We start from the raw sequence: 24,001 nt of genomic DNA on the forward strand, positions 1-24,001 counted from the left end.
CACAGAGAGCACAGAGAAGTGAAGGAGAGGATCTAATAATTTCTCAGTGTAGCGCGCAGCGCCTCTGTGCCCTCGGTGGTAAATTTTTTTTGGCTAAAGCTCATAAAGTGATTAAGAGATTATTATTACCACCGAGAAGACAAAGAGAAGTAAAGGAGAAGAGCTAGTAACTTCTCCGTGTAGCGCCTCTGTGCTCTCGGTGGTAAAAATGTTTTGTAGGTGAGGTTTTATACCTCGCTCATAAAGTGGTTAAGAGATTATTATAACCACAGAGGACACAGAGAAGTGAAAGAGAAGAGCTAGTAACTTCTCTGTGTAGCGCGAAGCGCCTCTGTGTTCTCGGTGGTAAAATACGGGTTTATATTTATTTAGGTGCTAAATAGATTCTAAGGGCGCTATTTATGGAAGATTTGGTAACTAAAACTGTAATTGGTTGCGCTATTGAAGTACATAAAACACTTGGTCCTGGTTTATTAGAATCTAGTTATGAAAATTGCTTACTTTATGAGTTACAGCAAGCTGGTTTGTTACCTATGAATCAAGTTGCATTACCGATTAGCTATAAAAGTATAAGTATAGATGCAGGGTATAGGTTAGACATATTGATACCTGAAAAATTAATTATTGAATTAAAAGCTGTTGATAAACTGCTGCCTATTCATTCAGCTCAGCTTATAACTTATTTAAAGTTAACAGGCATAAAAACTGGGCTATTAATTAATTTTAATCAGGTCCGGTTGCTTGACGGGCTGAAACGTATTAGCGTGTAAAATCCGCTCTCCAGCCGGTAAGCTAGGAGAAGTGAAAGAGAAGAGCTAATAACTTCTCCGTGTAGCGCGAATCGCTTCTGTGCCCTCGGTGGTAAAATTGTTTTGTAGGTGAGGTTTTATACCTCGCTCATAAAGTGATTAACCACCACAGAGAGTACAGAGAAGTGAAGGAGAAGATCTAATAATTTCTCAGTGTAGCGCGAAGCGCCTCTGTGTCCTCGGTGGTAAAATTGCTTTGGGCTAAATGCTCATAAAGTAATTAAGAGATTAAGAGATTAAGAGATTAAGAGATTAAGAGATTAAGAGATTAAGAGATTAAGAGATTAAGAGATTAAGAGATTAAGAGATTATTATTACCACCGAGAAGACAAAGAGAAGTGAAAGAGAAGATCTAATAACTTCTCTGTGTAGCGCGAAGCGCCTCTGTGTTCTCGGTGGTAAAATTGCTTTGGGCTAAAACTCATAAAGTGATTAAGAGATTATTATTACCACCGAGAAGACAAAGAGAAGTAAAGGAGAAGAGCTAGTAACTTCTTAGTGAAGCGCGAATCGCTTCTGTGCCCTCGGTGGTAAAAATGTTTTGTAGGTGAGGTTTTATACCTCGCTCATAAAGAGGTTAATCACCACCACAGAGAGCACAGAGCAGTGAAAGAGAAGAGCTAGTAACTTCTCCGTGTAGCGCGCAGCGCCTCGGTGGTAAAGTTGTTTTGTAGGTGAGGTTTTATACCTCGCTTATAAAGAGGTTAATCACCACAGAGAATACACAAAACAAAGAGAAGTGATTGCAGGCGCTTAGCTTGCTGGTGTTATTAAGCTTCTTGGTTATAAAAATATTTTGTAAGTGAGGTATAAACCTCACTTTTTAGGCGAGTAAAGTAATTATTATTACTAAATAAAAACACATAAAAGGTCAAAATAAATAACCTTTTATTACCTTACTATTTAGTAAACAACAATTTGTAGTCTTACGGCTTACAGCTTACGACTCGTAACGATGACATAAGGCGTATAGCCAAAATTTGTAAAATGGAATAACAGATGACAGTAAAAAATTTATTAGTAACCGGCGGTGCTGGTTTTATAGGTGCCAACTTTGTACATTACTGGTTAGCGCAAAACCCACAAGACAAAGTAATAGTGCTAGACGCACTTACTTATGCTGGTAACAAAGCCAATCTAGACAGTGTAGCAAACAACCCAAATATGACCTTTGTACACGGCGATATTTGCGATACAGCGTTAATCGAAAACCTAATCGACACTCATCAGTTAAACACCATAGTACACTTTGCAGCAGAGTCGCATGTAGATCGCTCGATAACTGGGCCCGACGCCTTTATTGAAACAAATATACTAGGTACATACAGCTTATTAAAAGCAGCTAAAAAAAAGTGGATAGACGAGCCTAAAGCAGCTGGTAACGAGCCTTTAGAACATCGCTTCCACCATGTAAGCACCGACGAAGTATACGGCACATTAAGCGCAACTGATCCTGCGTTTACTGAAGAAACAGCTTACGCACCAAACTCACCATATTCTGCATCAAAAGCGGCAAGCGATCACTTAGTACGCGCATACCACCATACTTATGGGCTTGAGGTTACTACATCAAATTGCTCAAACAACTATGGGCCGTTCCATTTTCCTGAAAAACTAATACCGCTTATTGTTACTAATATTTTAAACGACAAGCCTCTACCTGTTTATGGCGATGGCCAACAAATACGTGATTGGTTATACGTAGAAGATCACGCACGCGGCATAGAGCTTGTGCTTAAAAAAGGTCGCATAGGCGAAAACTATAATATTGGCGGTAATAACGAATGGGCCAATATAGATATAGTTAAATTGGTATGTAAAGTAATGGGTGAAAAATTTGCCAATAACCCAGAGCTTGCAAAACGCTTCCCTAATGCTAAAGCTGCTATGGAAAATAACGTTGAGCAACTAATTACTTATGTTGAAGACCGTGCAGGGCACGACCGACGCTATGCAATTGATGCAACTAAAACAAATAACGAGCTAGGCTATGTACCAGCAGAAAGTTTTGAAACAGGCTTTGCTAAAACATTAAATTGGTATTTAGATAACGAGGCATGGTGGAGTGAATTAATGAATATGGGCAATAAATAATTATGCTAAATTTATTTAAAAGTACGAAAAAGTTTTCACAGATTTTTTCTTCGAAAGAAGGGGTTGAAAACCAGCAAAAAAGTAATTTGTTAAATGAAGAAAATAGAATCGCTCGCATTGAAAAAATGAAAAAAGAGCAAGCAAGTATTCAAATTAAGAGAGTTAAAGAAAGCTCATTAGTAGATAAAGATTGGTACCTTGCATTCTACAGTGATCTCACTGGTAGTGATGTTTGCCCTATTGAGCATTATGTTTTATTTGGTTGGAAAGAAGGTCGTAACCCGAATGCGTACTTTGATACGAATTGGTTTATAAATGAATATCAGCTGGAAAGTAATGTGTGCCCATTACTGCACTATATAGATAATTGGAGCGCAAAAGCGTTAATACCTTCGCCAAAATTTGATTCTATAGATTATGTTGAAAGCCACAAAGATATTAAAGAAGCAAGTATAGAGCCACTTAGCCATTATTTGGAATATGGTGTATATGAGGGTCGTCAATATAGATCTTTAACAGGGTATGTAGATGAGGCTTATATTGAATACGAACAAACTAAGCTGTTTTTGTCTGATTGGTATTCAATGACAAACGAAGACCTTCGAGAGTCAGGTGTGAATGCGATTGAACATTTTGCTTTATATGGGCAATTTGAGTTTAGAAGCCCAAATCCGTATTTTGATTTGAAGTGGTATACAAAAAAATATGCAGAAGAAATTGGTTATAATGAAAGTGCATTTTTATTTTATGCTAATCATGGATGGAAATTAGGACACTCTCCATCACCAAAATTTGATGCAGCTCGCTACAGTAAAGAGTATCTTGAAGGTAGAGAGCAAGAGCCATTAGCACACTTTTTAATGGAAGGTAAAAAGCAAGGTTTGCGTGCTTTTTATGCGAATGCTCTAGAGGTTTCTAGCGGAGGGGTATTAAGGTTTGACCCAGAGGCGGTTTTAACTAAAGATGCGCCATTGCGAGCCTTAATAGATAACATACCTACAAAGTTAAATCCTGCTAGTAACTATTACTCAAATGTTTTAAATATACATTGGGTTATGCCTGACTTTTCACCTGGAGCAGGCGGCCATATGACTATTTTTAGAACGATTCGGTATCTTGAAACGTTTGGCCATACAAACACAATTTGGATTTATAACCCAACTTTACACGAGTCAGAATATGCCGCTTACCAAGATATAATCCAACATTTTCAATTAGTGAAAGCACAAGTTAAATTTACCTCTGATCCTAAATTTTTAGCAGCAAACGGAGATGTTGTATTTGCTACAGATTGGGGGAGTGTAAGTTATGTTAATTCAATGGCTGGTTTTAAACGACGATTCTACTTTGTACAAGATCATGAGCCAGAGTTTTATGCTCAGGGGTCATATGCTATTTCAGCAAGAAATACTTATAAACACGATTTAGATTGCGTATGTGCAAGCCCTTGGCTAAAGCAATTAATGGAAAATAAATATGGCCGTTGGGCTAGAGAGTTTTGGCTTTCAGTTGACTTTAATACATATAGCCTGCCAGAAGTCGAAAGAGAAAATAGTGATGTTGTAAAAATTGCATTTTATGCACGTCATTTTACCTCGAGAAGAGCAGTAGAGCTTGGCTTTTTAGCATTAGAGGCTCTAGCTGAAAAAGGCTTAAATATTGAAGTTCATAGTTTTGGTGCGCCACTACCATTCAACTCTGCGCCATTTAAATGTATTGATCATGGCATATGTGATACTGACCAATTAGCCAAGCTTTACCAAACATGTGATTTAGGAGTTGTTTTTTCTGCAACGAATTATTCTTTAATTCCACAAGAAATGATGGCGTGTGGGATCCCTGTAGCTGAACTTGATGTAGAAAGCACGCGAGCTATCTTTCCTGAGGGAGTAGTATCTTATTTATCTACAGAGCCTAGAGAAATGGCGGAGCAATTAGCTGAATTGGTAGTAAATGATGAAAAAAGAAAACACCAAGCGCAGATAGCCTATGAGTGGGTGAGCCAATTTACTTGGGAAGATGCTGCAAAAGCGGTTGAGCAAGCTATATTTGAGCGCCTTCCAGAGCTAGGTTTTGAGTATAAAAAAACTGAAAAAAACAAAGGTATTAAAGCCTCTGTAATTATACCTACTTGGAACGCCGGTGATGTTTTTAAAAAGGTAATTAAACGCCTACAAGAACAAAAAGCGCCTTGGGAGTATGAGGTACTAGTTGTTGATAGCGGCTCAAAAGACGATACAGTCGAGTTTATAAAAAGTAACCCAGATATAAACTTACATGTTATACCTAATTCTGAATTTCAGCATGGTAGAACACGTAATCTAGCTATCAGCATGACCAAAGGTGAGTTTGTAGCAGTGCTTACTCAGGATGCTTTACCTGTAGATGAGTATTGGCTTTACAATATGGTTACGGCTTTAGAGCACTACCCTAATGCGGCAGGTGTATTTGGTAAACACTTTGCTTGGCCGGATGCAGACCCATATACCAAAAGGGATTTAGTGAGTCATTTTGAAAACTTCGAAAACTTCCCTTATTGTGTATCGCAAAGTACAGACAGTACTAAATGGAAAAATAAAGATTTAGGCTGGCAACAGTTTTTACACTTTTATAGTGATAACAATTCAATGATGCGTAAAAGCGTGTGGGAGACCCTGCCTTACCCTGAAGTTCCTTTTGGTGAAGACCAAGCTTGGGCATGGGAAATAATAAAGGCTGGCTACCAAAAAGTTTACTGTAAGCAAGGCGCGGTTTTTCACTCTCATGATTTTGATGAAGGGAACGTAGAAAAGCGTGCTTTTGAAGAAGCTGAGTTTTTCCGTGATGTTTTCGGTTATACAATGATTGACTCAGATAAAGTTAGCGATGAGATCGTTCGTTTAAACGCTTACGACAAAGAGTGGGGTGAGAAAAACTCTCTCACAGCAGATATGATTAAAAGACGTATAGCGTCTAATTCAGCTCGTTTAACAGGTTTTAATAAGGCAAATTTAAATGGAAACTAAGTTAATTATACTATGCGCCACTCAAAGGTGCGGCTCTACAATGATTGTAGAAGACTTAAGAAATACTAATGTAATGGGTAAAGCAGAAGAGTACTTTATACCATGGAACCCAGAGAAAGATGTTGACTGGCTTAAAAGCTTTGAGGCTATTATTGAAAAGTCTAAAACAGATAATGGGGTATCAGCTATCAAAGTAATGGCGAACCAGCTTAAAAGTATCGAACATTGTTTATCATTAACTAATTTAGAACCTTCAAAAGAAGGACTATTCCCAAGAGTAAAAAGTTTACTATCTAATGCGACATTTATTCGAATAAAGCGTGATGGAATAGTGAGGCAGGCAATATCTAGAGTTATAGCAACTAAGACTGGAGTGAATCACGCTCTTCATAACAATGATTCGGACTACAAACCAGGTAACTTACTGAAAGATAAGAATCTTGATTACAACTCTAATATAACTTATAAAAATGAAGAGATTGACATTGAAGTCATAAATATCGCACGAGAAACATTGCTTTGGGATGAGGTACTTAAAAGTTGGGGGGTTAATTCACCTCTTGAGTTACATTACGAGCAGGTTTGTAGAGCTTACCCAAATTATTTAACTCGCGTATCAAATTATTTAGGGATAAAATTTGATTTAGAAAGCTTGCCTAAAGCCAGAAATATAAAAAAGTTATCAAACAATAAAAATGAAATTTTGATTACCAATTACCTTGAGGAGTAGCTGGTGCTATGAATTGTAAAGATTTTTTTAAGTCTGTCGATTTGGTAGGTGAGGTCTTAAAGGTTAATAATAAAAGGTTTCGTTTAGTTGATCATAAAGCTAAAGTATTTGAAGGGAAAAAAGTAAATATTAGAAATGAGTGCGGTGTAAAAGTATATTTAGAAGAGGACTCAATGGACTCTGTTGCTAAGGGAGGGCTTGAAGTAAATGCCACCTTAGGAACAAGTAATAATATTGTTGTAATAGGACGTAATGCTAAAATTACAGGAAAAATTTTATTCAATGGTTCAGAAAACGTATGCTTTATACATGGTGATACGCCATATCCAATAGGTAGTAGTGTTGATTTCAGGTACAATTCTAAGGGGAGCATAATTGAAATAAAAGAGAAGTTTACTTCTAATGGCTTAACTTGTGTACTAGGTAGTAACACTGAGATAGTTATAGGCAAGGATGTAATGGTAGCGCATGGTGTTTCAATCTATACAACCGATATGCATGGAATATTTGATGTTGAGGATAAAAAAATACTCAACTTACCTAAAAGTGTTACTGTTTCTGACCATGTTTGGTTAGGGAAGGACTGTATGATTACCAAAGGTGTTTGTATAGGAACCGGTTCTATAGTTGGTGCCAAAGCTCTAGTTTCGAAAAATGTACCTGAGTTTTCTATCTCAGGTGGGGTGCCAAATACTACAATACGTAAAAACATTTCATGGACTAGACCTCAAAATCCAACAATAGAGCAAATATATGATGTATATAATGAAATTAAATCAGATGCTTAAATAAGGGTTTAGATTATATTCTAGCTTAGAATAAATAATATATTAAAGTGGCCTAATTTGGAGTTGAGGTATTCTTTTTAACTCTTTCAATAAAATAATATAATTTTTATTTATTTCTGTTATCTATTGATGTTTATTTATTAAATTATAAGCTAATTCTTTGAATAAATTGCGGTTAGTGATGCGATTTTTAACTTGTTGCAGGTGCTTTGAGTATTTAAAGTTTAATAAGCTTTTTGCCATTTTAATAGTTTTTCACTCTAGGCTAATAAATTAAGATAACGGTTAAGGTAAGTTCGATAAAAAAGGTTATCCTTTTCTGTTTTTTAATAGGTATATGAATGATTGAAATTTTACCGCTAGAGCTTCGGATAAGGCTTAGAAAAATTGATTGGCTTGCTCGTTTTTACCGCAAATATATTATTAAAATGGTTGATGATAACGTGGCAGGCAGTGATGCTAATAATTATTTAAATACAAGTACTCAAAATACGTTTTTCCTCTCATTACTCCCCAAGGTAACCCAAGGTGTAAAAATATCTATTATTACGCCGGTTTATAAGCCGAACCTTGAGCATTTTAAGGCTATGGTTGAGTCTGTAATTGGACAGTCTTATGGTAATTGGGAGCTAATTTTAGTTGACGATTGCTCAAATGATTTTGAGTTAACTCAATTATTAAATACCTACTCGCAGCACCCACAAATTAAAGTCCATAAGCGCGAGGTTAATGGGCATATTTCGGTTGCATCTAATGATGCCCTTAATTTAGCTACTGGTGAGTATATTGCTTTACTTGACCATGATGATTTATTGCATAAGTACGCCTTAAACACGGTCGCGCTATTTATAAAAAATGAGCCCTTAACTAATATTTTATATAGTGATGAAGATAAAGTTAACGAGCAAGGTGAGTTTGAACAGGCTCATTTTAAGCCTAAATTTAGCCCAGACTTACTGTATTCGCATAATTATATTTGCCATTTAGGGGTTTATAAAAAAGAGCTGTTAAATACCATTGGCGGGTTTACTAAAGGTGTAGAAGGCAGCCAAGACTACGATTTACTATTACGGGCAATTAAAGCGTGTAACGCAAAAGAAATTGTCCACATACCTTATGTTTTATACCATTGGCGTATTGCAGCAGGCTCTACTGCACTCGCTGGGAGTGAAAAAAATTATACGCACGATGCCGGCTTAAAAGCGCTGCAATGCTATTTTAGTGATACCGCTGACATAACTGTAGAAACAGGTTTGCTTAGTAATACCTATAAGGTGAATTGGCCTATTCCCAAGCAGCTGCCTTTAGTGTCTATTATTATACCTACTAAAAATAGTGCTCAGCTAGTTAAGCAGTGTATTGACTCGCTTTATACTTTAACTCGTTATACACACTTTGAGGTACTACTGGTTGATAACCAATCTGATGACCCTGAATCTATTAGCTATTTTAAGCAACTAGAAAGTGCTAAAAAAGTACGCTTACTCACCTACAACAAACCCTTTAATTACTCGGCTATTAATAATTACGCAGTAAGTAAAGCCAACGGTGAGGTGATTGTTTTAATGAATAATGACATTGAAATACAATCACCTAATTGGTTAAACGAAATGCTAGGCCATGCCTTACGCAATGATGTTGGGTGTGTTGGTGCAAAATTGTACTACCCAAATAATACAATACAACATGCTGGTGTAGTTACAGGTATAGGTGGTGTAGCTGGGCATGCGCATAAATATTTACCAAAAGAACATGCTGGTTATTTTAAACGCCTTAAAATAACACAAAATTTTTCGGCTGTTACTGCGGCTTGCTTAGCGGTTAGAAAATCTGTATTTGAGCAAGTAGGTGGATTAAACGAGCAACATTTAACCATAGCCTTTAATGATGTTGATTTTTGTTTAAAAGTACAACAAGCAGGGTATTTAAATGTATGGACTCCGTATGCTGAGATGATACATCATGAGTCGGTTAGCCGTGGTGCTGAAGATACTCCTGAAAAAATAAAGCGCTTTGATCAAGAGGTTAGCTATATGAAAAATACATGGGGTGAGCAGCTTAAAAACGACCCATGCTATAGCCCTTGGTTAAGCCAAACCAGAGAAGACTTTTCGTTAAAATGAACAATACCAAACGAGTAATTATACACACCGGCCCAGGTAAAACTGGGTCGTCAGCTATACAAGCGTGGCTTGTTAAAAATATAACGCATTTAGAATCAAATAGTATTTTTTATCCTAAACACGACCTGTCTAAAGATAAGATTAGCTCTGGAAACTTGCGAGAAATACTAACACAAGCTAAAAATGGTACTTGGCAAGTTGATGCCGAGAAGGTAACAAGTTTATTACTTAAATTTGAAAAAACCGGTCATTCGACTCTACTTTTGTCGTCAGAGTTTTTCTTCCACAGAATTATTGATATTCAAAAACTGATACCCCATGCTGAATTTATTGCCTATGTACGTAACCCTGTAGAGCTTTTAGAGTCTAATTATAATCAATCCGTTAAGCGACATTCTAATATTAAACCATTTATTGCGCCGCCTGAAATAGACAGCTTTTTATGGCAATACTTAGAGCGTGTTTTTAAAAATATAGATAGCAAAAAAATGCACCTACGCCCGTTTGATGAGAGACTGATGCAAGGAGGTAATATAGTTGCAGATATGCTTTGTGTATTGGGTATGAGTTTGGATAAAGGTTTTAAAAATAGTAGAATTAACCCCTCTTTTACCTTTGAAAGCTTAGAGTTTAAGCGCTTACTAAATCATTTTGGTTTGGGGGCATTAGAGCCTAAATTAGATGCAGCATTGCAAAGTTGTGATATTGGTAGTAGGGAGTATTCTTTAATTTCGCCCGATACCTTTAATGTATTAAATAGCCAAAGCTGTGAAAAAATGACCAGTTTTATAGAGCACTATAGACAACCTCATTTGTTGCCGCTATTGAACATTTTTAAAAATGTGCAGCAGCGATTTTTTGTAAAGCAGAGCGCTTCTTTATCGCAGTTAGCATTAATTTCTGAGTATTTACTTAAATATGATTCTGCATTGCATGCAAAATTAGTTAGCTTAGTAATGAGTCACCCTAATTTAATGATTGATACGCCAGCTATTTATGATCTGTTTAATGTGCAATATGAAACGATAGACCATAATACGTTAATTGACGATTTGCTGTTAAAGCATATAAACCAGTTTACTGTTCACCCGAGTAAAAGAGGTAAAATTTGCTACGAGCTGGCTTGTTATTACCTTCAGCTAGATGATTTAGACAACGCAATAAAGTTTGCTAAAGGTGCGCATTATTTTAATCCTAAAAACTGGCAATTTATCGACAAGTTAAATGAGGTTATTAGAGCGATGAATGCTAAAAACAAAGCGCTAACTACTGCTGAGCTAGTGCCAGCAAAAGGCAGCACTATGCGTAAGTTTAAAAACTTATTAAAACGGTAAGTCCTTAAGTTATTTATAGAGCTAAGTAGAATCATAAGTTAAGCTGGCATTCAAAAATTAAGGTGTTTAATTTACGCTACCTAATTTGTATCTAGGTACTGTGGGGGAATTCATAAAGCTGGTTATTGCACGTAATGCTGTACTTGTTTATTTGCAAGCTACATGGGCTGACGTCATAGTTTGTGATACTGCTTACAATCCTAATTTAACCCGTAGACGTGAAAATTTTGCGATTAAGCCTTTTAGGTAGTTAATAAAAAGTAAAACTAGCGTTATTATTCGTTATGTTTTTTTGTGTGCTTAATTAAAGTAAGCTAGAATTGCTTTTAGTTTGTAAATGACTGTTTGTTTGAGTTGTTTTATCTTTTTATAGAGAGAGTATGATCCCAATTTCGGCAACTAATAATCAGTTTATATTGCAATCTACTTATCCAATTGCAAGTAGCGTAAGTGTTGTTTGTGGTATGTCTGTTTATATCAACGACCGGCTAGAGTGGGTAAAACAAGCAGTTGAGAGTGTTTTAAACCAAACTTTACCTGCTGATTTATTTATGATCGTGCTCGATGGTGAAGTAGCAGACGATATTGCTATTTACTTAACTAAAATAGAAAAACAACACCCAAATTTAGCGCTAGTGCATGGCCTAAAAAATAAAGGGTTAAGCACATGCATGAACTACATTATCGACTCAACCTTACCACTAAATCCAGAATACTTTTTTAGAATGGATGCCGATGATATTTGCGTACCTCACCGTTTTGAAAAACAAGTTACTTTACTAAATAAGCATCAAGATGTTGATGTGCTTGGCTCTGCTTTGTGGGAAGTAGACGAACAAGGTAACAGAGCAGGTATACGTAGGTTACCCCTTACTCATTCTAAATTAATTTGCGCTTTTTCGCGTCGTTGCCCTATAAACCATCCTACGGTTGCTATTAGGTATAGTGTATTTGCACGTGGGCATAGGTATTTAACTAACATGCTTAACACTCAAGACTATTTTTTATGGATAGCACTGGCAAAAGATGGCTGCAAATTTGCGAATGTAAAAGAGCCATTACTCCATTTTAGGCGCATAAATGGTTTTTATAAGCGCCGTGGTAGAGGTAAGTCGGTAAATGAATTTAAAGCTAGGCTTTTAGCTATGGATTCCCTTAAGCAAAAGTCGTTACAAAATTATTGTTATGCGTTATTTGTATTAGTATTACGAATGATGCCTTCATGGATTATAAAAGTTGCATATAAAGCCGACCGCTTTATATTGGGCTTAAGTAAACACAATTAATTATGATTGGTGCAGTTTTAGTTGTTTATAAGCCCGACCTAGCGTTAACAGAACGATTATTAACGCGTTTATATGGGCAAACAGAAGAAGTGGTTATAGTTGATAATAGCCCAACCCCTCACGATTTCACAAAAGTAATTAGTCATTACCATTATATTCATCTTGCTGATAACTCGGGTATTGCGCATGCGCATAATGCTGGGCTTATTTATCTTTTAAAAGCAGGGTGTGAGTATGCCATTTTACTTGACCAAGACAGCTTAATACCTACTGATATGGTTTTCAATTTAAGCAGTTTGCTTAAGGCATCTACTAAAGTGAAGCAAAATGTAGTTGCTATTGGCCCTAGAATTCGTTGTAGTTTTTCAGATAAAAAAGTAAACCCTATGGTTCAAAAAGAGGTGTTTGAATACGACGACCTAGTTGGTGTTACTCAAATTATTGCTTCAGGGATGATGATAGATTTAAGCGCTCTTGATCATATAGGTTTAAAAGACGAATCTTTATTTATTGATGGGGTTGACCATGAATGGTGCTGGCGTGCTCGAAGTATGGGGTTTGATATTGCTAAAGCCAAAAATATAGAAATGGTTCATCGTTTAGGAGACTCTCGCAGTAAGTTTGTGGGTATAACTTATAAAGTTGGTGCCCCAATTAGGCTGTATTATCAGTTTAGAAATATTTTATTGTTGAGCCGCAGGGCTTACGTTCCAAATTATTGGAAAGTAAGGTGTTTGTTTTTTATGCCGATTCGCTTTTTTTTAAATTCTGTTATGCAAAAAAATAGACGTAAGCGCTTTGGGTTTATGCTCAAAGGTATTTACGATGGATTGCTAGGTAGAAAAGGCTCTTATGATAAACATTGGAAATAGTATAAAAAGAGCGACTATATAGGTTTTGTAATCACTCATAAAATGAGTAACTACCACCACTGAGAAGAAAGGGAGAAGTGATTTACCTTCTCTTTGTAGCGCGAAGCGCCTCAGTGTTCTCGGTGGTAAAAATGTTTTGTAGGTGAGGTTTTATAGCTTGTTTTTAATAAAGTTAATTTATATGAGCGCGAAGTAAATTCGCACCTACAAGGTGGCATATGTTGTAGGTGAGGTTTTATACCTCGCTTATAGTGTGAGTAATTAAGACATTATTATCACCACAGAGAACACAGAGAAGTGAAAGAGAAGATCTAATAACTTCTCTGTGTAGCGCGAAGCGCCTCGGTGCCCTCGGTGGTAAAAATGTTTTGGGCTAAATGCTCATAAAGTAATTAAGACATTATTATCACCACCGAGAGGACAAGGAGAAGTGAAGGAGAAGATCTATCTAATAACTTCTCAGTGTAGCGCGAAGCGCCTCGGTGCCCTCGGTGGTAAAAATGTTTTGTAGGTGAGGTTTTATACCTTGTTTTTAACAAAGTTAATTTAGATGAGCGCGAAGTAAATTCGCACCTACAAGGTGGCATATGTTGTAGGTGAGGTTTTATACCTCGCTAATAAAGTGATTAATCACCACCGAGAAGACAAAGAGAAGTGAAAGAGTAGATCTAATAACTTCTCTGTGTAGCGCGAAGCGCCTCTGTGTTCTCGGTGGTAAAATTGTTTTGGGCTAAATGCTCATAAAGTAATTAAGACATTATTATCACCACCGAGAGGACAAGGAGAAGTGAAGGAGAAGATCTATCTAATAACTTCTCAGTGTAGCGCGAAGCGCCTCGGTGCCCTCGGTGGTAAAAATGTTTTGTAGGTGAGGTTTTATACCTCGCTTATAGAGTAAATAAGGATTATTTACTCTCTTGATGAAGCACTCAGCACCTTAGTGAAGAATATAGTACTATGAACGCATACTTGCGCATTGAATGCGGTGTTTATAATATTTAAACTAGTACGCATAATAGTTTTAGTTTAGCCAAATAATATTTTAATAATTGGCTTGGATGGATTTTGATAATTTAGGATATAAACAAACGTTATGAATGAAGAAAAGTTAACTCACCTTAAGGCCCTCGAAGCCGAATCAATTCATATAATGCGTGAAGTAGCCGCAGAATTTGATAATCCAGTAATGCTTTACTCTGTTGGTAAAGACTCTTCGGTATTACTGCATTTAGCACGTAAAGCTTTTTATCCAGGTAAAATACCTTTTCCGTTAATGCACGTAGATACAAACTGGAAATTTAAAGAAATGATTCAGTTTAGAGATCAAATGGCTGAAAAGCATGGTTTCGATTTAATTGTTCATAAAAATCCTGAAGGTTTAGAAATGGGGATTAGCCCATTTGTTCATGGTAGTGCTAAACATACTGACATTATGAAAACTCAAGGTTTAAAGCAAGCCCTTGATATGAATGGTTTTGATGCTGCATTTGGTGGTGCTCGTCGCGATGAAGAAAAATCTCGTGCTAAAGAGCGTGTTTATTCATTTCGTGATAAAAACCATCGTTGGGATCCTAAAAACCAACGCCCAGAACTTTGGAATGTTTATAACAGCAAAGTCGATAAAGGTGAAAGTATTCGCGTATTCCCACTTAGCAATTGGACTGAGTTAGATATTTGGCAATACATTTACCTTGAAGGTATTGAAATTCCGTCATTATATTTTGCACAAGAGCGTCCTGTTGTTGAGCGTGATGGCACATTAATTATGGTTGATGATGAACGAATGGAGCTTGAAAAAGGCGAAGAAGTTCAGCAAAAAATGGTTCGCTTTAGAACATTGGGTTGTTATCCATTAACTGGTGCTGTTGAGTCTGTGGCTCAAACATTACCTGAAATTATCCAAGAAATGCTGCTTTGTACTACGTCAGAGCGCCAAGGCAGAGTAATCGATAACGATTCAGCTGGTTCTATGGAAAAGAAAAAAATGGAAGGTTATTTCTAACCATACGTTAGAAGCTTTAAGAGACAAGTTATTACTAAATTATAAATAACTACTTGTTATTAACCTATTACGAACCAAATTTCAGAGAAAATTATGTCACAAGATACAAACTTACTTGCAACCGATATTGAAGCTTATTTAAAAGTACACGAAAACAAAGATATGCTGCGTATTTTAACCTGCGGCAGTGTAGATGATGGTAAATCAACGTTAATTGGCCGCTTACTTTACGACAGCAAAATGATCTTTGAAGATCAGATGGCTGCTATCGAAAAAGATTCAAAACGCTTTAACACTACAGATAACGATTTTGACTTAGCGCTTTTAGTTGATGGCCTTCAGTCGGAGCGTGAGCAAGGTATTACAATTGATGTTGCATATCGATATTTTGCAACGGATCAACGTAAATTTATTATTGCCGATACGCCAGGGCATGAGCAATATACTCGTAATATGGCAACGGGCGCTTCAACATGTGATTTAGCAATTATTTTGATTGATGCTCGCCATGGTGTGCAAGTTCAAACACGTCGCCATAGCTATATTTGTTCTTTGTTAGGAATTAAAAATGTAGTTATTGCCATTAATAAAATGGATGCAGTTGGTTACGAGCAATCTGTTTATCAAAACATTAAAAAAGATTACCGAGAGTTTGCTGAAAAATTATCTTTTGATGATATACGTTTTGTACCAATTTCGGCACTGCGTGGTGATAACGTAGTAAATGAAAGTGAAGCGATGTCTTGGTACCCTGGCTCTACGCTAATGAAGCTTTTAAACACGGTTTCAGTGACGCATGCTAAAAATGATGAATTTAGACTGCAAGTACAATATGTTAACCGTCCTAATTTAGATTTTCGTGGCTTTAGTGGCACTATAGCTGCTGGCGATATTAGAGTGGGGGATACTGTTGCGTCATTACCTTCAGGTAAAGAAAGTAAAGTTAAATCAATAGTTACTTTTGATGGCAACCTTGAAAAAGCTTCTGCTGGTATGGCTATTACATTAACGCTTGAAGATGAGATTGATGTTAGTCGTGGCGATATGTTAGTGCGCCCTCATCAAAAACCTCATTCATCTGCTAATTTAGAAGCTGATGTGGTTTGGATGACTGAAGAGGCATTACAAGTTGACCGTGAGTATGAAATAAAAGTTGGCAGTAAGTCTGTTTTTGGCCACGTAGAAGCTGTTAACTATAAAGTTGACGTGAATACGCTAGAGCAAAAAGAAGCGTCGCAGCTAAACTTAAATGAGATTGGTAACTGTCAATTTGCTTTAACAGCACCTGTACAATTTGATGCTTATGATACTAATAAGCACACAGGAGCGTTTATTATTATTGATCGCTTAACTAACGTAACTGTTGGTGCTGGGATGATACGTAAGCCTCTGGATGCTAAAACGAATAAATCGCAAAACCAACACTCTGTTTTTGAAGTTGAGTTTAATGCGTTGGTTCGTAAACACTTTCCTCATTGGGATGCAAAAGTAATCCGATAGATTGCTCGTGCTAAGCATTGCGGGCTTTTTTAGCCCGCACTTTTGTTTTATTAACTATGGATGGCTACTATAATTATGCCATTAGATGCTTATCTAACGCTTTTTATTTTTGCACTTACGGTTACTGGATTAGTTGTTATTCAAGGAAGGCCTGTCGCTGTTTTTGGAGCGACACTTATTGCTTTGATAGCTTGTGATTTGGTTACTAAAGAACAATTTTTAACAAGCATTGCAAACCCTGGTTTAGTGACTTTAATTTTACTTGTATTGTGCTCTTTAGCACTTGAAAAAACACGTTTGTTAAGGGTTGTAGCATCTAAAATAATTGTGAGTAGTTACCATTCTACTTGGTTTAGGTTATTTGGAGTTACTACACTTTTTTCGTCTATTTTAAATAATACAGCTGTTGTCGCTACGTTACTTTCTCCTATACGTAATAATCCTCACCACTTTTCGAGTAAACTACTTTTACCTCTTTCCTACGCTTCTATTTTAGGTGGTACTTTAACACTTATAGGAACGTCAACTAATTTGATTGTTAACTCAATGTATATTGAGGCTTCTGGACGTTCACTGTCGTTTTTTTCGTTCACAGCAATTGGGGCTATTTTAGTTGTTTGCTGTGGTGTTGTTATGTATTTTTGCACGAATATGTTACCCAGTATTGAGCAAAAAAAGGCGACCTCTGAAGGGTATTTTATTGATGCTAAGGTTGCTGAAAACTCTGAGCTTATCGGGCGTTCCGTTGAAGCTAATGGCTTGAGGCATTTAGAGTCATTGTTTTTAGTTGAAATAGTGAGAAAGGGGCACTTAATTAGCCCTGTGTCTCCTTCGGAGGTTATACAGTGCTCTGATAGGCTTATATTTTGTGGCGAAGTTACTAAGTTACTTCAGCTTGGACAATTTACAGGCTTAGAGATTTTTGCTGAAAAAAACGGTACGTTAAATAGCAATTTAACTGAAGTAGTAGTTAGACAGGAAAGTATTATTGTTGGTAAAACCTTAAAAACAACAGGTTTTAGGGCTTTATTTGATGCCGCTGTAGTTGCAATTAGACGCGATGGTGAGCAGGTCTCAGGAAAGTTAGGGGATGTTGTAATTCGTTCTGGTGACTTTTTAGTCTTAGCGGTGGGTAAAGATTACAAAACAAGAACCAATATTAATAAAAACTTTTTAGTACTTTCTGGTGTTGAGCCTGAATCAAGAATAAATGGGTGGCGTGCTTGGCTATCTATTGGTGGGTTTATTTCAATCATTGTACTGGCCGCTTTTGGTATTCTAGATTTATTAGAAGGTTTAGTATTATTACTCGGAGCGTTATTATTCACTCATAGTTTAACTACGAATGAGCTGGTTAGACGCTTTCCAGTTGATATTTGGTTAGTTGTTTCGTCGGCAATTTTGCTTTCAAATGCTTTAGTTAATTCTGGTGTAGTAGTTACATTAGGCGATTTTATTGGCCAGTATAACGATCCGAGCTATGTATATATTGCTTTAATTTTTGTTTATATAGCAACTTGGTTAATGACTGAGTTTGTGACTAATAACGCGGCAGCTGCATTAATGTTTCCTATAGGTTATACCATTGCGCTTGGGTTTGGAGTAGATGTATTGCCGTTTGTTATGACAGTTGCTTTTGCTGCAAGTGGAAGTTTTATAAGCCCTTATGGTTATCAAACTAATTTAATGGTTTTTAATGCCGGTAACTATAGATTAAATGACTTTGTTAAAATGGGCTTACCTGTCAGTGTTGTTTATGCAGTGGTTGTTTTAGTTTGTATTCCGGTGTTTTTTCCGTTTAAGTAGACACGTAATGGACTATAGTGTCACATTTTAAATTATATTACGTCGGTGTGGGGTTACCTCGGGCCGTACAAGAATAAAAGGTAAGGTATATTAATGAGCCAGGATGAAAATATAGTATGGCACACGCAAACGGTGTCACGAGAACAAAAGCAAGGTCATAAAGGACATAAGCCGGTTTTGCTTTGGTATACGGGATTAAGTGGCTCAGGTAAGTCTACTATTGCTAATGCGGTGGAATCAAAATTATTTGAATTAGGTTGTCATACTTATTTGTTAGACGGTGACAATGTTCGTATGGGTCTAAATAAAGGGCTCACATTTAGCGATGAAGACCGTATTGAAAACATCCGTCGTATTAGTGAAGTTGCTAAGTTATTTGTTGATGCTGGCTTAATAGTGTCGACAGCATTTATTTCTCCATTTGCTACAGATCGTGCCCAGGCTCGCAGTATTATGGCCAACGGTGAGTTTATTGAGGTGTTTATTGATACTCCAATAGAAGTATGCGAAAGCCGCGATCCTAAAGGTTTGTATAAAAAAGCGAGAGCTGGCGAAATACCTAACTTTACGGGGATTAGCTCTGCTTTTGATGTACCAATATCACCAGAGTTACATGTAAAAACAGCACAGCAAAGTATTGAACAAAGTGTTGAGCAAATTATTCAGTATTTAAAAGAAAAAGAAGTTATAAAATTATAGGTATTCAGATTTTGATACCTGAATAATTTAAAGATTAACCGCTTAGTTAAGCAAAGTACTTTGTTTTCTGACTTTGAGACTATTATGAAATACGATGTTTTTAATGGTGATGCTGATGGTATTATCGCATTACTTCAGTTACAACTCGCTAATCCGACAGACACAGTTAAAGTAACTGGGGTTAAGCGTGATATTCAGTTACTAAAAAAAGTAACACCACAATCAGGCGACTGTATTCGTGTGCTTGATATTTCAATGGAAAAAAATATGCCAGCTCTTCATGATGCTTTAACGGCTGGCGCTAAAGTTATGTATGTTGACCATCACAAAGCAGGTGACATTCCTAATCACGCAAATTTATTTCCTCATATAGATCTGGATGCAAATATGTGCACCAGTTTAATTGTGAGTGATTTACTTAATAATCAATTCCACATGTGGGCAATTACTGCTGCATATGGTGATAATTTATTTGCAAAGGCTGATGCTGAAGCTGATAAGTTAAAACTGACTGAATTACAAAAATCGCAGCTAAAAGCATTTGGTACGTATATTAATTATAATGGTTATGGGAGTGAAGTTGCTGATTTACATTTTTCTCCAGAGGCTCTTTACGAGCAACTTTTGCAATATAAATCGCCGCTTGATGCCATTAACGATGAAAACTCTGCTTACTATACTTTAGAGCGTGCTTATAAAGCTGATATGAAAAAAGCTGCAGGGGCCAAAGTTCTGCATGATTGTGATACTGCCAAAGTTATTTTATTAGATGATGAGCCTTGGGCGCGTCGTGTTAGTGGTGTATTAGGTAATGATTTAGCTAACCAAGCTCCGACTAAAGCGCATGGTGTTGTTACAAGCAATAATAAGGGAAGTTACACTGTTAGTGTACGCGCTCCGCTTAGTAATAAGCAGGGGGCTGTTGATATATGCAGTAAGTTTGCAACCGGTGGTGGGCGAGCGGCTGCTGCTGGAATTAATGAGCTGCCTGAGTCGCAACTTTCAAATTTTATAACTGAACTAGTAGGTTACTATAAGTAATGTATTTAGATGAGTTCTAAATCTTATTTATTAAGTGAATTCACAAACTGAATAAGTAATAGTTATCAACACAGAGGGTACAGAGAAGTATCTAATAACTTCTCCGTGTAGCGCGAAGCGCCTTTGTGATCTAGGTGGTAAAATTGTTTTGTAGGTGAGGTTTTATACCTCGCTTTTGGTAAAGTTAATTTAGATGAGCGCGAAGTAAATTCGCACCTACAAGGTGGCATAGGTTGTAGGTGAGGTTTTATACCTCGCTTATAGAATAAATAAGTGATTATCACCATCGAGAAGACAAGGATAAGTGAAGGAGAGGAGCTAATAACTTCTCCGTGTAGCGCGAAGCGCCTCGGTGTTCTCGGTGGTAAAATTGTTTTGTAGGTGAGGTATTATACCTCGCTTTTGGTAAAGTTAATTTAGATGAGCGCGAAGTAAATTCGCACCTACAAGGTGGCATAGGTTGTAGGTGAAGTTTTATACCTAGCTTATAGAGTAAGTGATTAAGATATTATTATCACCACCGAGGAGACAAGGAGAAGTGAAAGAGAAGATCTAAGAACTTCTCCGTGTAGCGCGAAGCGCCTCTGTGCTCTCGGTGGTAAAATTGTTTTGGGCTAAATGCTTATAAAGTGATTAAGACATTATTATCACCACCGAGAAGATAAGGAGAAGTGAAAGAGAAGATCTAAGAACTTCTCCGTGTAACGCGAAGCGCCTCTGTGCTCTCGGTGGTAAAATTGTTTTGGGCTAAATACTCATTAAGTGATTAAGACATTATTATCACCACAGAGAAGACAAGGTGAAGTGAAAGAGAAGATCTAAGAACTTCTCCGTGTAGTACCTCTGTGTTATGGGTGATAAAATTGTTTTTAAGTGAACGCTCATAAAGTAAAATTAGAATGATTAACACTATAAATATTAAGGGAATAAAATGAAAATTGCCGTTGTAGGTACAGGCTATGTAGGCCTTTCTAATGCTATGTTGTTAGCACAACACAATGAAGTGGTTGCATTAGATATAGACGAACACAAAATTGCGCTTTTAAACAATAAGCAATCGCCTATTGTTGATACTGAAATTAGTGATTTTTTAACACGCAGTGATTTAAATTTTACAGCCACAACTGATAAAGTAGCCGCATACAAAAATGCCGATTTTGTAATTATTGCGACTCCAACCGATTACGATGTTGAAAATAACTACTTTAATACAAGCTCTGTAGAGGCTGTAATTAAAGATGCGATAGCGCATAACCCAAATGCAGTTATGGTGATTAAGTCGACTATACCGGTTGGTTTTACGCAAAATATTAAAGAGACGTTGGGTATTAGTAATTTAATATTTTCACCGGAGTTTTTACGTGAAGGTAAAGCGCTACACGATAACCTATACCCATCGCGTATTGTTGTTGGTGAGCAAACTGAGCGTGCAAGTGTATTTGCTAACTTACTTAAGCAAGGCGCTATCAAAGAAGATATTGAAGTACTTTTTACTGACTCAACTGAAGCCGAAGCTATTAAGTTGTTCTCAAACACTTATTTAGCAATGCGTGTAGCTTACTTTAATGAGCTTGATAGCTACGCTGAAGCGCATGGCTTAAACTCAAAGCAAATTATACAGGGTGTTAGTTTAGACCCACGTATTGGTGATCATTACAATAATCCATCGTTTGGATATGGCGGTTACTGCTTACCAAAAGATACTAAGCAATTACGTGCAAATTATGCAAATGTACCAAACAACATTATTGGTGCGATTGTTGATGCTAATACGACACGTAAAGACTTTATTGCGGACTCAATAATTAAGCGTAGCCCTAAAGTGGTTGGCGTGTATCGTTTAGTAATGAAAACAGGGTCTGATAACTTTAGAGCTTCTGCTATTCAAGGTATTATGAAGCGCATTAAAGCTAAAGGTATTGAGGTAGTAGTTTACGAGCCAGTACTTGAAGAAAATGAGTTTTATCACTCTCGCGTAATTAAAGACTTAAATGAATTCAAGCAAATATCTGACGTTGTTGTATCTAACCGTATGGTTGAAGAGCTCAGTGATATTGCAGACAAAGTTTATACACGCGATTTATTTGGTAGTGATTAATAAACAAAGTTTAAAGGCTAAAGGCAAAGGCTAAAAGTTAAAGGCTAAAAGTTAAAGACTAAAGGTTAAAGGCTAAAGTATAAGTCAAAAACTAAGGTAAATTTATATTAGGGGGCGTTGTGCAGTTTGAGGACTTATATGTATGGCAACGCTCTGCCGATTTAGCTTGTGAAGTTTTTATTTACTTTAAGGCAAGTAAGCAATTTGGTTTAAAAGATCAAATTACACGATCTGCATTATCAATTTCATCAAATATTGCAGAGGGTTATGAGAGAAAAACAGCTAAAGATTACTGCCGTTTTCTCTCTTACTCTAAAGGTAGCTGTGGTGAGCTTCGGTCACAAATATATATTGCCTTAAAAATTGGTGAAGTTGATACAAAAACAGCAGAAACCTGGATAGAAGAGTCTAGGCAGTTATCAAAAATGATATCTGCCTTAATGAAAACAATTGAAACTTGGGATTAGGCCTTTAGTCTTCAACTTTCAACTTTCAACTTTCAACTTTCAACTTTCAACTTTCAACTTTCAACTTTCAACTTTCAACTTTCAACTTTCAACTTTCAATTTTCAACTTTATCAGCTTAAAGATTAGGAAATTATGAAATATTTAGTAACGGGTGCTGCTGGTTTTATTGGCGCGGCAACATGTCAAAAATTGTTAGCGGCTGGCCATGTAGTAGTCGGTATTGATAACCTTAACAACTATTACGATGTAAATTTAAAACTAGCTCGTTTAGCGCAGTTTGAAAGCCATGAAGCGTTTACATTTATTAAGCTTGATATAAGTGAACGCCCAGCAATGAGCGAGTTATTTAAAACACAGCAGTTTGATAAAGTAATACATTTAGCGGCGCAAGCCGGTGTTAGGTATTCAATAGAAAACCCTGATGCTTATGCTGATTCTAATTTAGTAGGGCATTTAAATGTACTTGAAGGGTGTCGTAATAATAAAGTTAAGCACTTGGTTTATGCTTCATCTAGCTCTGTATATGGCTTAAACGAAAAAACACCGTTTGAAACAACCGACAGTGTTGATCACCCAGTGTCGTTTTATGCTGCTACTAAAAAAGCGAATGAGCTAATGGCGCATAGCTATTCTCATTTATATAGCTTACCTACAACAGGCTTACGCTTTTTTACCGTTTATGGCCCTTGGGGTCGTCCAGATATGGCACCATATATTTTTACTAAAAAAATACTTGCCGGCGACACTATTGATATAAACAACAATGGCGATATGTGGCGTGACTTTACTTACATAGATGACATAGTAGAAGGCGTTGTTCGTGCCGCCGATGTTATACCTGTTGCAAACCCTGACTGGAGGGTTGAATCTGGTTCGCCAGCTTCTAGCTCTGCGCCGTATGCGGTTTATAATATTGGCCACGGTAGCCCAATAAACCTAATGAAGTTTATAGAAGCCATTGAGGCTGAATTAGGTACTGAAGCTAAAAAGAACTTCCGTGAAATGCAAGCCGGCGATGTTTATAAAACTTATGCTGATACTACGGATTTATTTAATGCAACAGGCTATAAAGCGCAAGTTGGTGTTAAGCAAGGCGTAAGTGAGCTTATCAAGTGGTATAAAGACTTTTATAAATAAAGGTTACAATTTGTAAGTCATTTAAAAACACTGTTTTCATTTGAGACAGTGTTTTTTATTGGCTTATAATAAAGTTAGGTTAGCTGAGCGCGAAGTAAATTCGCACCTACAGAGGTATATTGTAAGCGTCCGAGCAACGACACCTAGCAGAGTGGATTTAATTAATAGAAAATATCGTCAGTTTCTACTGGAGGTATTATGCAAAAAAG

Annotated in this window: 17 protein-coding genes; all 17 read left to right on the forward strand. The window is 36.8% G+C overall.

The window, feature by feature from the left end; genetic code table 11:
- The first annotated feature begins 401 nt into the window (after nt 1–401).
- Nucleotides 402–770, forward strand: coding sequence for a GxxExxY protein (locus GQR47_RS15015; RefSeq protein WP_165723982.1), 369 nt, complete (start codon nt 402–404; stop codon nt 768–770).
- 1,038 nt (nt 771–1,808) lie between these two features.
- On the forward strand, nt 1,809–2,903 hold the full coding sequence (gene rfbB, locus GQR47_RS15020) for a dTDP-glucose 4,6-dehydratase (RefSeq protein WP_165723983.1): 1,095 nt from the start codon (nt 1,809–1,811) through the stop codon (nt 2,901–2,903).
- Nucleotides 2,904–2,905: 2 nt separating this feature from the next.
- A complete protein-coding gene (locus tag GQR47_RS15025) occupies nt 2,906–5,908 on the forward strand; it encodes a glycosyltransferase (RefSeq protein WP_165723984.1) in 3,003 nt (1,000 codons plus the stop codon).
- The gene (locus tag GQR47_RS15030) at nt 5,898–6,638 is read left to right on the forward strand and encodes a Stf0 family sulfotransferase (RefSeq protein ID WP_165723985.1); all 741 of its coding nucleotides are present in this window, start codon (nt 5,898–5,900) and stop codon (nt 6,636–6,638) included. The genes GQR47_RS15025 and GQR47_RS15030 overlap by 11 nt, the downstream gene beginning before the upstream one ends.
- Nucleotides 6,639–6,646: 8 nt before the next feature.
- Entirely contained in the window at nt 6,647–7,426 is a 780-nt protein-coding gene (locus tag GQR47_RS15035; RefSeq protein ID WP_165723986.1) for an acyltransferase, read from the forward strand.
- A 341-nt stretch (nt 7,427–7,767) separates the two neighbouring features.
- Nucleotides 7,768–9,549: a glycosyltransferase family 2 protein gene (locus tag GQR47_RS15040; RefSeq protein WP_165723987.1), complete on the forward strand. Its 1,782-nt coding sequence runs from the start codon at nt 7,768–7,770 to the stop codon at nt 9,547–9,549.
- Nucleotides 9,546–10,883, forward strand: a complete 1,338-nt coding sequence (locus GQR47_RS15045) for a hypothetical protein (protein WP_165723988.1) — start codon at nt 9,546–9,548, stop codon at nt 10,881–10,883. The genes GQR47_RS15040 and GQR47_RS15045 overlap by 4 nt, the downstream gene beginning before the upstream one ends.
- 380 nt (nt 10,884–11,263) lie before the next feature.
- The gene (locus GQR47_RS15050) at nt 11,264–12,169 is read left to right on the forward strand and encodes a glycosyltransferase (RefSeq protein WP_165723989.1); all 906 of its coding nucleotides are present in this window, start codon (nt 11,264–11,266) and stop codon (nt 12,167–12,169) included.
- Nucleotides 12,170–12,171: 2 nt separating this feature from the next.
- The gene (locus GQR47_RS15055; RefSeq protein ID WP_002962426.1) at nt 12,172–13,041 is read left to right on the forward strand and encodes a glycosyltransferase family 2 protein; all 870 of its coding nucleotides are present in this window, start codon (nt 12,172–12,174) and stop codon (nt 13,039–13,041) included.
- A gap of 1,093 nt (nt 13,042–14,134) precedes the next feature.
- Entirely contained in the window at nt 14,135–15,043 is a 909-nt protein-coding gene (gene cysD, locus GQR47_RS15060) for a sulfate adenylyltransferase subunit CysD (RefSeq protein WP_002963147.1), read from the forward strand.
- 93 nt (nt 15,044–15,136) lie between these two features.
- On the forward strand, nt 15,137–16,543 hold the full coding sequence (gene cysN / locus GQR47_RS15065) for a sulfate adenylyltransferase subunit CysN (protein WP_165723990.1): 1,407 nt from the start codon (nt 15,137–15,139) through the stop codon (nt 16,541–16,543).
- A gap of 75 nt (nt 16,544–16,618) precedes the next feature.
- Nucleotides 16,619–18,349 carry an SLC13 family permease gene (locus GQR47_RS15070; protein ID WP_165723991.1) on the forward strand — a complete coding sequence of 577 codons (1,731 nt, stop codon included), beginning with the start codon at nt 16,619–16,621 and terminating at the stop codon, nt 18,347–18,349.
- A 93-nt stretch (nt 18,350–18,442) separates the two neighbouring features.
- On the forward strand, nt 18,443–19,048 hold the full coding sequence (gene cysC / locus GQR47_RS15075) for an adenylyl-sulfate kinase (RefSeq protein WP_024596724.1): 606 nt from the start codon (nt 18,443–18,445) through the stop codon (nt 19,046–19,048).
- Nucleotides 19,049–19,132: 84 nt separating this feature from the next.
- On the forward strand, nt 19,133–20,089 hold the full coding sequence (locus tag GQR47_RS15080) for a DHH family phosphoesterase (RefSeq protein WP_165723992.1): 957 nt from the start codon (nt 19,133–19,135) through the stop codon (nt 20,087–20,089).
- 931 nt (nt 20,090–21,020) lie between these two features.
- Complete coding sequence (locus tag GQR47_RS15085) at nt 21,021–22,187, forward strand: nucleotide sugar dehydrogenase (protein ID WP_165723994.1); 1,167 nt, start codon at nt 21,021–21,023, stop codon at nt 22,185–22,187.
- A 119-nt stretch (nt 22,188–22,306) separates the two neighbouring features.
- Nucleotides 22,307–22,654, forward strand: a complete 348-nt coding sequence (locus GQR47_RS15090; RefSeq protein WP_165723996.1) for a four helix bundle protein — start codon at nt 22,307–22,309, stop codon at nt 22,652–22,654.
- 133 nt (nt 22,655–22,787) lie between these two features.
- Nucleotides 22,788–23,792: an NAD-dependent epimerase gene (locus GQR47_RS15095; protein WP_024596721.1), complete on the forward strand. Its 1,005-nt coding sequence runs from the start codon at nt 22,788–22,790 to the stop codon at nt 23,790–23,792.
- Nucleotides 23,793–24,001: the final 209 nt, after the last annotated feature.

The organism is Pseudoalteromonas sp. Z1A2, assembly GCF_011378755.1.
In the GTDB taxonomy this organism is placed as follows: Bacteria; Pseudomonadota; Gammaproteobacteria; order Enterobacterales; family Alteromonadaceae; genus Pseudoalteromonas; species Pseudoalteromonas distincta.

Coding starts and splice junctions, on each gene's coding strand:
- GQR47_RS15030 (WP_165723985.1), top strand. CDS start 5,898: ATGGAAACTAAGTTAATTATACTATGCGCCACTCAAAGGTGCGGCTCT.
- GQR47_RS15080 (WP_165723992.1), top strand. CDS start 19,133: ATGAAATACGATGTTTTTAATGGTGATGCTGATGGTATTATCGCATTA.
- GQR47_RS15050 (WP_165723989.1), top strand. CDS start 11,264: ATGATCCCAATTTCGGCAACTAATAATCAGTTTATATTGCAATCTACT.
- GQR47_RS15015 (WP_165723982.1), top strand. CDS start 402: ATGGAAGATTTGGTAACTAAAACTGTAATTGGTTGCGCTATTGAAGTA.
- GQR47_RS15040 (WP_165723987.1), top strand. CDS start 7,768: ATGATTGAAATTTTACCGCTAGAGCTTCGGATAAGGCTTAGAAAAATT.
- cysD (WP_002963147.1), top strand. CDS start 14,135: ATGAATGAAGAAAAGTTAACTCACCTTAAGGCCCTCGAAGCCGAATCA.
- GQR47_RS15095 (WP_024596721.1), top strand. CDS start 22,788: ATGAAATATTTAGTAACGGGTGCTGCTGGTTTTATTGGCGCGGCAACA.
- GQR47_RS15055 (WP_002962426.1), top strand. CDS start 12,172: ATGATTGGTGCAGTTTTAGTTGTTTATAAGCCCGACCTAGCGTTAACA.
- cysN (WP_165723990.1), top strand. CDS start 15,137: ATGTCACAAGATACAAACTTACTTGCAACCGATATTGAAGCTTATTTA.
- GQR47_RS15045 (WP_165723988.1), top strand. CDS start 9,546: ATGAACAATACCAAACGAGTAATTATACACACCGGCCCAGGTAAAACT.
- cysC (WP_024596724.1), top strand. CDS start 18,443: ATGAGCCAGGATGAAAATATAGTATGGCACACGCAAACGGTGTCACGA.
- rfbB (WP_165723983.1), top strand. CDS start 1,809: ATGACAGTAAAAAATTTATTAGTAACCGGCGGTGCTGGTTTTATAGGT.
- GQR47_RS15085 (WP_165723994.1), top strand. CDS start 21,021: ATGAAAATTGCCGTTGTAGGTACAGGCTATGTAGGCCTTTCTAATGCT.
- GQR47_RS15070 (WP_165723991.1), top strand. CDS start 16,619: ATGCCATTAGATGCTTATCTAACGCTTTTTATTTTTGCACTTACGGTT.
- GQR47_RS15035 (WP_165723986.1), top strand. CDS start 6,647: ATGAATTGTAAAGATTTTTTTAAGTCTGTCGATTTGGTAGGTGAGGTC.
- GQR47_RS15025 (WP_165723984.1), top strand. CDS start 2,906: ATGCTAAATTTATTTAAAAGTACGAAAAAGTTTTCACAGATTTTTTCT.